Origin of the sequence: Nocardia paucivorans NBRC 100373, from assembly GCF_000308675.1 — a bacterium.
GTDB classification, from domain to species: Bacteria; Actinomycetota; Actinomycetes; order Mycobacteriales; family Mycobacteriaceae; genus Nocardia; species Nocardia paucivorans.
In genome coordinates this window covers 176,338-190,401 of the sequence record NZ_BAGE01000048.1, presented here as the reverse complement: position 1 = coordinate 190,401, position 14,064 = coordinate 176,338, and the positions used below count along the sequence as shown (strand labels likewise).

The 14,064-nt window shown below is 64.5% G+C and carries 8 protein-coding genes, 1 tRNA gene and 1 pseudogene; 7 read left to right on the top strand and 3 right to left on the bottom strand.

What is annotated here, in order from left to right; genetic code table 11:
* Positions 1 to 15 precede the first annotated feature (15 nt).
* From ON32_RS18085 to ON32_RS18075, 3 genes are all read left to right on the top strand, one after another.
* Positions 16 to 91, top strand: a tRNA-Ala gene (locus tag ON32_RS18085).
* A gap of 414 nt (positions 92 to 505) precedes the next feature.
* Entirely contained in the window at positions 506 to 3,691 is a 3,186-nt protein-coding gene (locus ON32_RS18080; protein WP_157224231.1) for a zeta toxin family protein, read from the top strand.
* A 74-nt stretch (positions 3,692 to 3,765) separates the two neighbouring features.
* Positions 3,766 to 4,266: a hypothetical protein gene (locus ON32_RS18075; RefSeq protein ID WP_040792118.1), complete on the top strand. Its 501-nt coding sequence runs from the start codon at positions 3,766 to 3,768 to the stop codon at positions 4,264 to 4,266.
* Between the two features lie 71 nt (positions 4,267 to 4,337).
* Here the strand turns inward: ON32_RS18075 and ON32_RS18070 are convergent, their stop codons facing one another.
* Positions 4,338 to 5,954 carry a hypothetical protein gene (locus ON32_RS18070; protein ID WP_157224230.1) on the bottom strand — a complete coding sequence of 539 codons (1,617 nt, stop codon included), beginning with the start codon at positions 5,952 to 5,954 and terminating at the stop codon, positions 4,338 to 4,340.
* Positions 5,955 to 6,321: 367 nt separating this feature from the next.
* The gene (locus ON32_RS18065) at positions 6,322 to 8,553 is read right to left on the bottom strand and encodes a hypothetical protein (RefSeq protein WP_040792116.1); all 2,232 of its coding nucleotides are present in this window, start codon (positions 8,551 to 8,553) and stop codon (positions 6,322 to 6,324) included.
* A 499-nt stretch (positions 8,554 to 9,052) separates the two neighbouring features.
* Here ON32_RS18065 and ON32_RS18060 point away from each other — a divergent pair, with 499 nt between their 5' ends.
* From ON32_RS18060 to ON32_RS18040, 4 genes are all read left to right on the top strand, one after another.
* On the top strand, positions 9,053 to 9,496 hold the full coding sequence (locus ON32_RS18060; protein ID WP_040792115.1) for a GyrI-like domain-containing protein: 444 nt from the start codon (positions 9,053 to 9,055) through the stop codon (positions 9,494 to 9,496).
* A complete protein-coding gene (locus ON32_RS18055) occupies positions 9,493 to 9,951 on the top strand; it encodes a GyrI-like domain-containing protein (RefSeq protein WP_040792114.1) in 459 nt (152 codons plus the stop codon). The genes ON32_RS18060 and ON32_RS18055 overlap by 4 nt, the downstream gene beginning before the upstream one ends.
* 702 nt (positions 9,952 to 10,653) lie before the next feature.
* A complete protein-coding gene (locus ON32_RS18045) occupies positions 10,654 to 12,465 on the top strand; it encodes a putative bifunctional diguanylate cyclase/phosphodiesterase (RefSeq protein WP_051133404.1) in 1,812 nt (603 codons plus the stop codon).
* 98 nt (positions 12,466 to 12,563) lie between these two features.
* Positions 12,564 to 13,481 carry an SDR family oxidoreductase gene (locus tag ON32_RS18040; RefSeq protein ID WP_051133389.1) on the top strand — a complete coding sequence of 306 codons (918 nt, stop codon included), beginning with the start codon at positions 12,564 to 12,566 and terminating at the stop codon, positions 13,479 to 13,481.
* A 73-nt stretch (positions 13,482 to 13,554) separates the two neighbouring features.
* Here ON32_RS18040 and soxR read toward each other — a convergent pair.
* Positions 13,555 to 14,028, bottom strand: a pseudogene (gene soxR, locus ON32_RS18035) (redox-sensitive transcriptional activator SoxR); the annotation flags it as partial.
* Positions 14,029 to 14,064 lie beyond the last annotated feature (36 nt).

Here is a 14,064-nt window from a genome sequence, read left to right as displayed (position 1 = left end):
GTCAACGGACCACCCGGGGCTATAGCGCAGTTGGTAGCGCGTCTCGTTCGCATCGAGAAGGTCAGGGGTTCGATTCCCCTTAGCTCCACCAAACCCTGCAGGTCAGGGTGGCGATTCTCGTCATACCGGCCGCTTGTCGGCATCTGAAGTTTTCTCTTTCTTAGGGTTCTCTTTCTTAGGGTCTTCGCAAGGCATCGGCGCCGGCCTTCCATACGGAGAGGTGATGGTCGGCGGGGATCTCCACCGATCGGTAAGATCATGTGCAAGGGTGTACGACGGATACCGAACCCGGTGTCACCGGCCGAGGCCGGCGAATCCGTCCGACCGGTTCGGCGGAGTGGGACAGCAGCCGGTGGGCCATCCCGAGCAGCGGGGAAGCTGTTTCACAAGGCCGAGGTAAAGGCCGAGGTATTCGCGGGTATTCGCGGGTATTCGCGCGGTCCTATGACATCCCACCGGTATTGTCGGTCGAGCTTGTCGACATCATCGGAACGGAGACGAGTTCTTGTCGCTGACGCCCTACCAAGTGCTGGCCGAGCTTCCACTGCCGGTGCAGATCGGGGTGTTCGGCGGTGAGATCCCCCAGATGGATATCGGGGGTATGCGCCTGTTGGCCGAGGGATGGCGAACTCTGGGAAATGCGCTCGAGAACTCCGGTGACCGACTGACGGGCCTGGCGGCCGCCCTGCCGCTCGAGGGCCGGACCGGTATCGCCGTTACCGACGTTCTGCAGCAGGACGTCGACCGATTGTCCGACTCGCACCGGCTCTGCCAGGTCATGGCGGATCGCTGCGACCATGCCGCCGACGAATCGGAGAAGGCGCTGTGGTCGATGGCCATACTCGGGTTGGTCACCACACAGCAGGTAATGGTCGCGATGGGTACCGGGGGTATCTGGGGTGTCCTTCCGGTATTGCAGTCGGCGAGAAAAAGATTCTTGCTGATGCTCGAGGCGTTCATCGCGCGGCTTGCCGAGGGGGCGGCTGCCCGAGCGGCATGGCGCACCGGACTGGCCCTCACCGGATACGCCGCACTGCCGGCCGGCGTCGATCTCGCTGTGCAACAGGCGCAAATCGTGTCGGGTAACCGGGAGCACTTGGACTGGCGATCGGTCGGTGTGGCGTTCGCCGCGGGGTCCGGTTCGACGGTGGCCGGGTTTGTCGGCGGTCGCATGGCAGCCTTATCGGGCAACGGAGCTGTCACCGGAGCACGTCGGGCGGCGGTGGTGTTGTCGGAAAGCGGGGCCGGGGTCCTGGGCGGGGTGCTCGCCGTAGCTCCGCTCGTCGGCTTCCCCTCGAGTTGGGAGGAAATCGGTACCGCCATTGCGAGCGGTGCGGCCATCGGGCTGGCAAGCGCTCGTGTCGGCGCTGGAACACACCCGGAATCCCACCTCGGGTTCGGCCCGTCGGGCGAGGGCGTCCTCGGCCTCGACGCGGTGCGTGCCGTATCCGAGGGAAAAGGCGCGGGGCCGGGAGCCGGGGAACGGCTCGAGGTCGACGGCACCATTGCGGAAGACATCGAGCCCCCCGGCGGATCGAACCCGGAGCCGGACCCCGAGGCCGGGTACCGCTTGACGGACACCGAACTACGCCGCCTCTTCGAGGAAGAGGTCGTGCCCGCGATCTTCGGGGGGGTGCGGTCGGTCGCAGGGGATAAATCGCCGGAAGCGATAGTGGTCGTGGCTCAGACCGGTGCCGGAAAATCCACTTTGATACGGCAGCTGCATGCCGAATTCGCGGACGGTGACGGTCTCGCTCATCTGACGGTGAACCAGATGTTCCGCTTCCATCCTCGATATGCGGAGCTGGTGGCCGGTGGGGGCGCGGATCCGGTCGGGCCTATCGTGCCGGAGGCAAAAGCCTTTTTCCAGATGGCACTCGATCATGCGGTCGGCAATCGTTTCAATGTGGCGGTCGAGGAGACGTTCAAATCGCCGCCCCGAGTGGCCGAAACGGTCGCTCGTTTCGCCAGGGCCGGCCATGCGGTATCCGTCGATGTTCTCGCCGTGTCCCCGTCGGTCAGCCGACTGTCGATGATTCGGCGTTTCGTTCTCGGTGAGGACGAGTACATGCCCGCGGCGGTACACGATCGCAGCTATGCCGACGGCATGGAGCTGGTCGAACATCTGGGGTCCGGATCGGATGTCTCGCGGCTGCGTATCCGAACTCGCTCCGAGGTGGTGTTCGACGGGCCACTCGATTCCCCGTCTTCCGCGGGCCGGATACTGGAAGATCTGCGGGACAGACCATGGACTTCGGTCGAGAAACAGGATTTTCTCGACGTGGTCAAAGATACCCGGGAGCTGATAGCGAAGTCGGGCCGGGACGAAAGGCTCGATATCGCAACGGTGGACAAGATGTTGCGCGAGGTCGACGAGGTGTTGCTGGCAACGGCTCCGCAGCTTCCGCGTCGGATGTCGACAGTGGCGGAAACCGGTGGACCGCTGTTTCGTTCCCAGGAACGGACCGGTCGATCCGATTCCGATTCGGGACCGGCCGCGCGGGGTGAGCCGGCGCGGCCACGGGTATCGGCTCGCGCGCGGGTTCTCCTGCTGAATGACGAATGGCACCCCGGGCAGGGTGGCGTGACGGTGCTCAACCGCAACCTGGCGGAGGGGTTCGCAGCGGGAGGACACGAGGTGTTCGTCCGGGTCGGTCACGATGTCACCGGTGCCGAGGGCGGTGATTCCATCACCGTGCTGGGGCCGCGCCATTATGCGCCCGACGTGGATCGACGTGAGCAGATGACCACGGATCTGGACACCTTGCCCGACGGTGTCGACGTGATCATCGCCCACAGTCGCCACACGGGTTATGCGGGTCGGCTCATCCGGGCCCTCCGCTATCCGGACGCCACACTGGTCCATCTGGCGCACACCGACAACCACGCTTTCGGCAATGTATCGGGTAAATCCGAAGTCGGAGTCGCCAACGAGTTCAAGGAGAGCGCTCTGATCTCCACCGCTGATGTCGTCGTCGGTACCGGACCGATACTGACCCGATACGTGGCCGATATGGCCGATCGGGTCCATGCCGAGCCGCTGGTCCACGAACTGGTGCCGGGTCTGATTTTCGGCGAGCAGATTTCGCCGCCGGAGCCGGGTGGCCCGTACAACCTCCTGGTTTTCGGCCGGGCCAATGACGAGCGCAAAGGTATCGCCGATGCGGCGGAGATGGTTCGGCAACTCAACGAACGGGGTATCGACGTGGGTTTGACCGTTCGCGGCGCCAAGCCGGAAACGATTTCCCGCGCCGAGTTGCTGCTGTCGGAGCAAGCAGGCAGATCGGTATCGGTGTTGCCATACACTCTGGACCCTGGCGATATTCTTGCCGATCTGCGACGAACACACTTGGTGCTCATGCCTTCCCGTGCGGAGAGCTTCGGTATGGTCGCTACCGAAAGTCTGGCCGTGGGGGTGCCCGTGCTGGTTCCCGATACCAGCGGGGTCGGGCGATTCCTGGCCGACCCGGCTCGTTTCCCGCCGGAACTCACGGCCGATCTATTGGTGCCGCAGGGTTACGCCAGCCGGGTGCCCATCGGAGAATGGGTCGATCGGATCGAACATCGGCTACAGAATCAGGAAACCGTGTGGCGTCGCGCCGGACAGATTCGGCAAGAGCTCATCGATGCCCAGGTGACCTGGCAATCCGCGGCGGAATCGCTGCTCCAGACGGCTCGACGAGCGAAATAGGGCGCAACCGGTATCGGCCGATGGGGACGAAGGTAGGGTAGAGCAGGCAGCCGACCGGGAAGGAAGGTACGGATGTGACCGATGTCGACGCCGCCGAGCAGCTCCGTCGGTTGCGCGGGGCAGCGCTGGCCGTCCTGGACCGAGCCGGGGAGATATCGGAACATTCGGAATCCCTGCGTGCCGCTCTCACGGAACTGCACCGCCTCGCGACCGGCGCTGCCGCTTCCGATGCGGGCGTTCTGGCGGCCCAGGCCGATCCCGGTCGGCACCTGGTGAGCCTGTACCGCTACGAGGGCACCGAGAAACGCCCCATCGGTCTCGACGAGGAGGCCGCCGAGATCCGTCGGGAGCTCGCCGGTGATCGCAAACCGGATCCATTCCCCGCCGACACGGACCCGAATCTTGTGGTGCTGACAGAGTTACGGGCCATGATCATCGGCAGTCTGCTCCGGGAATTGGCCGCCCGGCTGGCACCGGGCGTTGCATTCGGTCCCGGAACGGACGGGCAGGCTCTTGCCGCCGTCGTCACCGACCTGGCCCAAGAGTTGCTCGACCAGACCTTTGTCGGGCGGTGACAACCGGACACGGTCGGGCAGAGCGTAATCGGTCGCGATATCGAACATCGGCCGGGCAGGGCACAGCCGATTCAGCGCAGTGACCGAGTAACCATGGCATTCTGCGCTGTCCGCACCAGAACTTCGTGCAGGACCCTCGCGGGGCCGCCGGCCTTCGAGCCGTGTAGTTCGACTTCGGTGAAGGCCTCCGCCAGCGCGGTGGCAGGCTCGAACACCCCGATGACCGGACCGTGGGCGGGCAGTCGCCCGCGCCAGCGCTTGTAACCTGCGACCACACCGGCGAGGCGATCGCCGGGTCTATGGCCGGAAATCCGCAGATACTCGCCGATCAAAGCCTTTTGCGCTCCACGGCGGGCCCGAAAGCCCCCGACGGCGTCGAGTACTCGTCCGAATTCACGCACCACCGTCGAATACTCCTTCGTCCCAACGGTTCCCGGGACCTCACCCGCGGTATCGCAGGTCGCGGTCGGGCGAGTCGAATCGGTGAGCTCGGCGCGCTCCAAGATTATCCACTTGGCCGACATCATCGAGCCGTCGGTCGTGGGCACGGGCACGGTACCGGAAAGTGCCCGAGCGGTCGTGTCGGTTATGGCAATCCCATCCAATTCGATCGGGTATTTCATGAGCAGGTCGTCCAATGCGGCGGCGATTTCTCGCACCGTGTGCTCATTCACCCCTGCCGTCTCGAAACCGGCGATCGTCAGTCCGTGCCGCGCCGCCATCGCTCGTGCCGCCTCCATGGCGGCGGTGTCGGAGTATCGCGGCGCCGCCTGGGGCGCCCGGATGCGACGGGAATCGGAGCGGCGCGGCCGCGCGGCGGCAGGGCGACCGATACCGGGAGGCCTGTTGTCGGCGCGGCGCGGTGCGGAGACCCGCGGGAGGGTTTCGTCCTTCGGCGCGCGCCGGGTGCTCATGGGGTTCGACCACGGCGTCCGAGGTGTAGGGCCCGACCACGGAGTGTTGCGAGTGTTACCGGAGGCGGATGCGGAGGCGGGGCTCGGTGCGATTCCGGGAAATGGGGCGTTCGCTCGGTTCGGGGTTCGTCCGGTGTGCTCGTGGTTGCCGGGGGGCGTAGCAGCGGGGGTGACGTGGGGAAGCTGGATCGGCTGTGCCGGTGCGGCGGTGTCCGGGCCGGGCCGGTTCTGGAGGTCGTCCGTCCTCGCGGGCCGGGGGGTGGAAGTCTCGGGTGCGGTGACGCCGTCCTGCGAATCACCCGAGTTCACGGAATCCTCGGGACCGCCGTACGCGGTATGCGAGCCGGTGAGTTCGGTACGGGGCAGGGAGTCGATACCGGCACTGGGCAGGGGGTCGATACCGGTACGGGGCAGGGGGTCGATACTTCGGCCTGGTCCGGGTCCCGCCGGGATGTGTGACACTGGTGGAATCGGTGCGGTGGCTCCGGATTCGTACCGAGGGAGGTCGAGGCCGCTGGGGCCGGAGGATATCAGCTCGGATGCACCGATCCGATCCCGATCGGTGAACGCAGCGGTGGCCTCCTCGATACGGGAGCCGACTTTTCCCAGTCGCCCGGCTATGCCCGCGATGTAGTCCACACCCTGCTTCGCATCCGGCAGGTAACCCTCTTCGAATACCTTGCCCGTCCGATCGCGTCCCCAGCACGAATCGTGCTCCGACATGAGGTCTTTCATCGCGCCGAGCGCTCGGGAGATTTCCGCTGCGATGCTCATTGCTTCCGCCGCCGATTTTCGTAGGTGGTTCGGATCGGCATGGAACAAGTTGTTCACGGAGCCCTCGGTTCGACGCCTGGCCGGTCGTATCGGTTACCGCATCCGTTCCCGCTTCCGGAAGTACACGGTCCAGCACCATCGGCACCGGGCCCGTAACGCTGTGGTATCGCCTCGGATCGAGCGCACCCCGAAGTGTGCGGTCTCGAATGCTGTGGTGCAGAGGCATTTTACAACCAGGCTCTCATCATGGTGAGCCCGACTGTGAGGTATGTGGGTTGCGTCTCATCGAGATCGTGGACCGGCTGTTCCGGACTCGATATGAGGGGCGACCGGCGTGAGGCCGCGGCCACCCCTCGGTCTCGGATGGCTATGGGTCCCAGGGGTCGAGGCCCTGCGCTGTGGACGAATGATTCAGGTTCGCCAGGCGTTGAGCGGAGCGGAGCAGTGCGGTCAGACTGTTCTCGGTCGGGTTCTCGTAGTGGGCCCGGGCGAGTGCCAGGTGTTCCCGGGACACGCGGTGGCCTATCGCATGGCGGGTCTCGCGGCCGACATTGTTCCATTCGTCCGCGGTGATCGTGGCCCGCAGGGCCGTGTCGGAGTCCCAATTCTGCTCGACCCGGCGAATGAACGCCTGGTTGAGCGCAGCGTTCGGCGGCGGTGCCAGGGTGTGCCTGACCAGACTGTCCGCCGTGAGAACCGCTTGTGCCGCGAAGGACCGCGCCGCGGCGCTGTCGGCATGGTTGCCCACCGCGTAGGTAGCGGCGACGGCCTTCTGCAGGGGTTCGAAACCGAATGGATTCCGGAACTTGGTGTTCTCTTGGACTGCGCGAGCCCGCAGCGCGTTGGTGACGGCCTGACTGCTCGCGCCCGCCTTCTGGAGGACTGCTATGAGCTGACTGTCGGGGATTTTGTTGTCGTGCACGTATTTCAGCGCTCTGGACAATCCCAGTTCGGTGTCGATGCCACCCCATTTGTCGGCTTCGCTGATGGCGAGGAGCAGCCAGTTGTGGCGACCCAGGTGTTGCCATTGCCAGGACTCCCGGCGGCTGTCGGCGGTGGCGACATTGGTTCGCAGCGAGAGCATCGAAGCGCGTGCGTAGGGGTTGAGCGGGTTGAGTGTGCGCCCGGCGGCCCAGGCGAGTACCGGGGAGGTGTTGATGGTGTTGATCGTCGCGAGCGTGCCGATGAGGCCGGACCCCGAACCTTTCGCGGACGTGCCGCTCGAACCCATTCCTATTGCGATTCCGCCGGAACTTGCGATTCCGCCGGAACCGTTCGCGCCACTCGCGCCCTGAATGGTCGACGCAATACGATTGGCGATCCAGGAAGAACCTCGGGACAGGCCTCGGTGCAGCCGGCTCAGCTGGAGGATGGCGATGATCTCGACCATCGCCGCGATAACGGTCACGGCGATCACCTGCCCTCCGGCGACCCGGAACAGATTGGTCAGGAACAGCAGGTAGATCCCTAGGAACATGGTGTAGGCGCACATCCGGACCGCCGCTATTCCGATGCCGACGAGGTTGCGAACCAGGAAGGTCTGGCTCGGCCCGTAGACGAACCCCCCCGCCGCGAAGCCGAAGATCGCCAGAAAGGCCTGATAGATGGCGTCCAGGGCGGCTTTGAGGATCCGGCCGGACAGGTAGACAGCGAAGACCAACGACACAAGGGCGGACAGCAGCAGTATCAAACCGGTGCACAACTGTCCGGCGCTCGGGTTTTCCATACGGGCAATCGCCTGGCTGTCACCGCAGTTCTCGATAATGGTCTTCGCGCGCTTGTCGTCGCCCGCGGCGATACCCGCCGACCAGGCCGCTCCGCACGTCGTCCGCTCATCGAGCACATGCCCGAAGTTCCATACCTGCACCGGACGCCTGGCGAATGTGTCGGCCATCTGCCCCTGAAGGGTGTCGATCAGGCGGGTGGGGTTTCGGTCGCTGGAGCCATTCACCCCGGCCGCGATCGATATGCCCAGGTCGCGGCCGCGCGCCATCAGGCCGTCCGAGGAGAGCACATCGGCCGTCGGCGCGGCCAGGAACACCGGGCCGACAATGGCCACCAAGAACATGGTCACGACCTGTGCCACCGCTTTGGCGGGAAAACCGCGGACGATGAACCATGCGACGAAGAACGCGCCGATACTCGCGGCCGTCAAGAGCACGATCGGGGTCGCGATCTGGGCGGTCAAAGCGTTGGCCACTCCCTGCAGCGCCGAGGCGAACAGATCCAGCCATCGAAAACTCAGGGTGAAACCGAGCCACCAGATGGCCGTGGTCACGATGATCATGTACACGACGAATTCCAGGCCCAGGAGGGACCAGGTGACCATTCCCCCGGGATTGTGCAGGCTTCCGGGATCTACGACCAGCAGATAGTCGGCCAGCGCTACCCCGGATGAATCCCGGATGTTCATCCAGGCCACACCGTCCATCCGGGAGATTCCGGCCGGAGTCGAATGGTCCTGGGCCGTTGCCGCCGCTCCGAGGAGACCGGGAAATATGAACAGCACGAACAGAGTGGCCAGGCAGTACACCGTCCGTCGCCGCCACCGCCCCCGAGGTGGCGGAGGGGTGCGCCCGCGCAACGCGATGAAGAGCATCGTGGTCGGAACTCAGTACCGGAGGGGATCGTTCGACCGGTCCCGTAACCGACGCACCGGGGGCCGATCCGTCTTTTCTGCCATGCGGGCATGTCTAATGATTCCGAATGAAATTCAGCTGAACCGGTGATGACCGAGGAGACCTCGAATGGTTAATTGAGGAACAATATTCGGTTATATCCCCAATATTGGGAATTGGGGTAGGATGTCGAATCTCGTCGGTCGAGAAAGTAATTCACGAGCGCGCAAAGAGGTGACCGTGCGCACTCCGCGTCTCGTCGTTCGATTGTCGAGTGAAATATTCGGTATCACCTGTCGGTTCGTGACGGGGTGGGTCCGCGAGGTATGCGACGGGCCTCTTATAGGACCTTTGTCCAGTTCGCCGCTGGTGAACGTGGTGTCGCGTCGCGGCTCGCGACGGGGACCGGTTGATAGCATGACGGGTCTGGCCGACCGGACGTGGGCTCAGGCCCGCAGATGCAGCTGAAAGAGTCGTTTCATGCAGTTTGACATCGTCGAGCGGGACGAGACGTGGGTTGCCGGCTTACCGGTGCGCAGCCCGAAGCGCGCGCTCGGGGAGCTGCGGGATCAGGATCTGGAAAGAGCCTGGGCCTCGGTATTGCACCATGAGCTCGGCGGACCGCTGGCCAGTGCCTATACCGACTACTCCGCGGAGCTCGGCACCTACAACACGCAGATTGTCGGTTATCGGTGCTCCTCGTTCGAGGAGGTCACCAGGGGGCATCTGATCGCTCGGTTGCCGCGCGGTACCTATGCGCGGTTCAGTTCGGTGGGTAATTTTCCGGAGGTCATGACCGGTTTGTGGGCGCAGATCGCCTACGCCGAGGAGCGCAATCAGATCAAGCGGACCTATACCGGCGATTTCGAGTTCTACCCGCACGCCTATCGGATTGATCTGTATCTGGCGGTCGAGGCCCGATGAGTTACACGATCGTGGTACGTGGGGAGGCCATCTACGGCGGCCTCGTGGTGCCGAAGGTGCGGCCGAGTTTCAAGGTCAGCAACAGCGAGCTGATCGAATTCCTACGGGACCGGCTCAGGGAGCGGGCGGAGGAGGTGGATGGTCGAAGTTCCGCGGTCGACCGTCCCATGTACACGGTGTACGTGCGAACCCCCACCGGCACCTACAACGCGTTGGTCAGTTTCGAGTATCCGGCTCCCGCGGCCGCGCCGGTCGGCGATTTGCTGGTGCGGGTGCCGAGGGGTATCTACGCCAGGTTCGTTCCCAACGGCGACTATCACGATCCGGTGGAGGACGTCTGGGCGCAGGTCGACGATGCGACTGCCTCGGCCGAGATCACCCGCGCCTATCGTGAGGAGATAGAGATCTGGCATGGCTCGGATTCGGTGGAGTTGCTCATCTCCATTGCCGCGTGAGGTGGTCGTAAGCGCCGGAAGAGTGGGCTTGCCGACAATTAGCCATACTCGGACCAACCGGTCTGCAGGTTGGTTGTCTTTCTGGAGTTATCGTTGCTGACCTGCAACAATTACCGTTATGGATGGGAGTTTTCGGAATATTAACCAGATGTCTGGCCAATTTCGGTTCCATGACGGATACTGCCGTAGGTATCACCGATGAGTCGGGGCGTCGGTCCGGTCTGTCGGCCAAGATCGATCACCGCATGCCCCGAAAAGGTGTGCGGCTACAGAGTAGGGACTCCATGGCTGTCGAAATGAACGCGGTCGGCCTCGGCAATCCTTGCCCTGGAAGGGTGCCGCGGTTTCGTGAGGCCGCCTGCGGTTCCCGCTCCTCGGCAACCGCTCCGACCCGGTTCACGTCGAGCCGCGCGATGGGCGCGGCGGCCTTCTCGTGCGGCCCGTATCGTCACGAGCTCGATACGATTTACCCGCGGTACGCGGATAGACTGTTTTCACTTCAGGAACGACTGCTGGACCTAGCGGAAGTGCCGGAACAGGACAGTATGGCGTTACTACTTCGCCTGAGCTACGCGGCAACCGCCGGCGTGCGGAGCAGGCGGCGTCCAGTGGTGGGCGCGGACACCCGCAGCTAGCGTGATCGGAGACAAAGTGCCTCGGCGGACACTCGACTCGCTGGTGACAGAGGTCGCCGCGGAGCTGATGGGTGTCGACGCGACGACGATGGCGGAGGCATCGCAGAAGGTTCTGGCCACGCTGGTCGAGTACTTCGATGTCGATTTCAGCTATCTGCGACATACCGACCGGGAACGCCGCTCGACGGTTCTGGTGGCCGAGTACCCGCCGCGCTCCGAGGTACCGGAACCCGACCCGCTACGGGTGATGTATTTCGATCAGGACGATGCGGCCTTTCCCGGGCTCGAACACACCACCGAGCCGTTTCTGGTCTCGCCCGGTGACACCCACTATCAGGAGATCGTTCGCCGGACTTCCGGGGTCGGCAATATCAGTTCGGCGGCGGTGCCGTTGGTCTCCCGCGGCGAATCCACCGGTTTGCTCGGCTTCGTGAAGGTCGGCGATCGGGACTGGAGCTCGCGCGAACTCAATGTGCTCAAGGCGATCGCCACGCTGTTCGCCCAATTGCAGGCGCGGGTGGACGCCGAGGAACAATTGCGCTTCATCGCCCTGCACGACGATCTGACCGGCTTGGCCAACCGGCGCGCGCTGCTGGAACATATGGAACAGCGACTGCTGGCCGGTAATCCGGGCCCGGTCGCGGCGCTTTTTCTGGACCTGGATCGGCTCAAGGCGCTCAATGATTTCCTGGGCCATTCCGCGGGCGACAATTTCATCCGCACCCTGTCGACGCGGCTGCGGGAGAATCTCGATCCCAACGATATGATCGCTCGCCTCGGCGGTGACGAGTTCGTCATCGTGCCCGCCAAACCGATGGACGCGGTCGCCGCGGAAAACGAGGCCATTCGGATCCAGCAGCTCATCGGACGTCGGGTCACCGTCGGTGGAGAGTCGGTGAGCCGTGGGGTCAGCGTCGGGGTGGCGGTCGGTGTGCCGGGGGAAACCACGGTCGCCGATGTCTTGCGCCGGGCCGACCATGCCCTGTTGTCGGCGAAATCCGGCGGCGGCAACGGGGTGGCCGTTTTCACCGACGCCATGCGCGCCCAGTTCGAACTCCAGGACGATGTGGAGCTCAATCTGCGCGGCGCGGTCTCCGACGGCTCGCTGGTATTGCACTATCAGCCGGAGGTGGATCTGCGCACCGGACGGATCGTGGCCATGGAGGCTTTGGTGCGTTGGCTGCACCCCACCCGGGGACTACTGCCGCCCGGTGCCTTCGTCACTGTCGCCGAGGCCACCAATCTGGCCGGTGAGCTGGGTAGATGGGTTATTCGCTCGGCCTGTGCGCAGTTCGCGGAATGGCGCAGGCGGGGACTGGCGACCGATATGGTCATGCGGATCAATGTCTCGCCGGTGCAGCTGGTGAGCCTGGATTTCGTCGAGCGCATCGAGGATATCCTGCGCTCGTTCGGTATCGACGGCAGCTCGATATGTCTGGAGATCACCGAACACGTGGTCGTTCAGGACCTGGCCCGAACCCAGGTGACCCTGCACGGGCTCAAACGGATGGGTGTGCAGATCGCCATCGACGATTTCGGCACCGGTTACAGCTCGCTGTCGCATCTGAAGGCGCTTCCGGTGGACGCGGTGAAGATCGACCGCGGGTTCGTCCAGCGCTTGGGCAGCAGCGCCGATGATCTGGCCATCGTGAAATCGATAATCGGCCTGGCGGGCTCGTTCGGTCTCGGCGTGGTGGGCGAGGGGGTGGAGACCCCGGTCGCCGCCCGCACCCTGGTGGGGTTGGGGTGCTACCGAGCCCAGGGGTTCCTGATCGCGCGGCCGATGCCCCCGGACGAGGTGGAAGAGCTGTTGGTTTTGGGGCGTATACCGCTCAATTTGGATCTTCCCCGCGTGAACCGTAGCCTGCCCACTCCCTGAACGGATCGTGTCCGGCGGGTCGCGTAACGCGCCCGAGTCGCCCGGTTCTCGGTACTCTGCTGCGGACACATGGTTCGAGACGGATCGGGAGTACCTGGATGGGCCGCGAGCGGATCACGCGCAGGAAATCGGTGCACGATGCCAAAACACTGATCACGGGTGCGGCCAGTGGGATAGGCCGGGCCACCGCGCTGGCCGCCGCGGCGCAGGGCGCGCGCCTGGTGCTCACCGATATCGATGCCGCGGGGCTGGACGCCACCGTCGCGGAGGTCGAGCGCAACGGTGGCACGGTTTTGTTCTCCCGTGCGCTGGATATCGCCGACTACGATGCGGTCAGCGAGTTCGCCGCCGCCGTGCACGAGAAGGTCGGCAGCCTCGACGTGGTCATGAACGTGGCCGGTACCTCTATATGGGGCACCGTCGACAAGCTCGAATACCGGCATTGGCGGCGGATGGTCGATATCAACCTGATGGGCCCGATCCATGTGATCGAACGGTTCGTCCCGTCGATGGTGCGAGCCGGGCGTGGGGGAGCGCTGGTGAATGTCTCCTCGGCGGCCGGCCTGCTGGCCCTGCCGTGGCATGCCGCCTACAGCGCGAGCAAGTACGGGCTGCGCGGGCTGTCGGAGGTGCTGCGATTCGAACTCGCCCAGCACGGTATCTCGGTGCATGTGGTGACCCCGGGTGCGGTGAACACCCCGCTGGTGCGCTCGTTCGATCTGGTCGGCCTGGACAAGGATCATCCTCGGGTGCAACGGTTGACCGCGCGGTTCGCCGGGCACGCCGTCCCGCCCGAGCGAGTGGCCGCGGCCATTCTGCGTGGTATCGAACGCAACCGTTTCCTGGTCTACAGCTCGTTCGACATCCGGTTCGGGTACTGGTGGAAGCGGAAATTCGCCTTCCCGTACGAACTCGTGATGCGGTTGGCCAACGTGCAGTTCAGCAGGTTGCAGAAGTCGTTGGATCGGGAACGGCCGCAGTCTGTTCCGGCGGTGGAGTCGTCGACGTCGGACTGACCGCGCAGGTGTCTTCGGCCTCGCCGCAGTCGCCCGATACCGCGACGGAGGTCTCGGGCGTGCATTCGGTGATATCCGACGACGGACAGTTGAGGTGCACGTCGAGGACTCGCGCTCCTGGGCCTTCCGTGCCCAGGTGGTCGTATTCGTTGACGATCTTGCAGCTGCCCAGGGACAGGCAACCGCAGCCGATGCAGCCGGTGAGGTTGTCACGTAGGCGGACGAGTTGAGTTATACGTTCATCCAGGTCGGCACGCCAGGCGGTGGACAGTGTTTCCCAGTCGCGTCGGGTGGGGGTTCGGCCCTCGGGCAGGCGGTCCAGGGCGTTTCGGATCTCGCTCAGTGGGATGCCGACCCGCTGGGAAATGCGGATGAAGGCGACCCGGCGCAGGGTCTCGCGGGTGTATCTGCGTTGGTTTCCGCTGGTGCGGCGGCTGGATATGAGTCCTTCGCGTTCGTAGAAGTGCAATGCGGAAACCGCTACGCCGCTACGCTCGGACAGCTGACCGGGGGTCAGCTCCTTGGCACGCCAGTCCGTTGTCGTCATGGACACTCCTCCTTTACCTGAACAATACTTCAGGTT

Bases quoted from the DNA above. Each gene is read 5' to 3' on its own strand.
- ON32_RS18070 (WP_157224230.1), bottom strand. From the start codon at position 5,954: ATGAGCATCGCAGCGGAAATCTCCCGAGCGCTCGGCGCGATGAAAGAC.
- ON32_RS18065 (WP_040792116.1), bottom strand. From the start codon at position 8,553: ATGCTCTTCATCGCGTTGCGCGGGCGCACCCCTCCGCCACCTCGGGGG.
- ON32_RS18060 (WP_040792115.1), top strand. From the start codon at position 9,053: ATGCAGTTTGACATCGTCGAGCGGGACGAGACGTGGGTTGCCGGCTTA.
- ON32_RS18055 (WP_040792114.1), top strand. From the start codon at position 9,493: ATGAGTTACACGATCGTGGTACGTGGGGAGGCCATCTACGGCGGCCTC.
- ON32_RS18045 (WP_051133404.1), top strand. From the start codon at position 10,654: ATGGGTGTCGACGCGACGACGATGGCGGAGGCATCGCAGAAGGTTCTG.
- ON32_RS18040 (WP_051133389.1), top strand. From the start codon at position 12,564: ATGGGCCGCGAGCGGATCACGCGCAGGAAATCGGTGCACGATGCCAAA.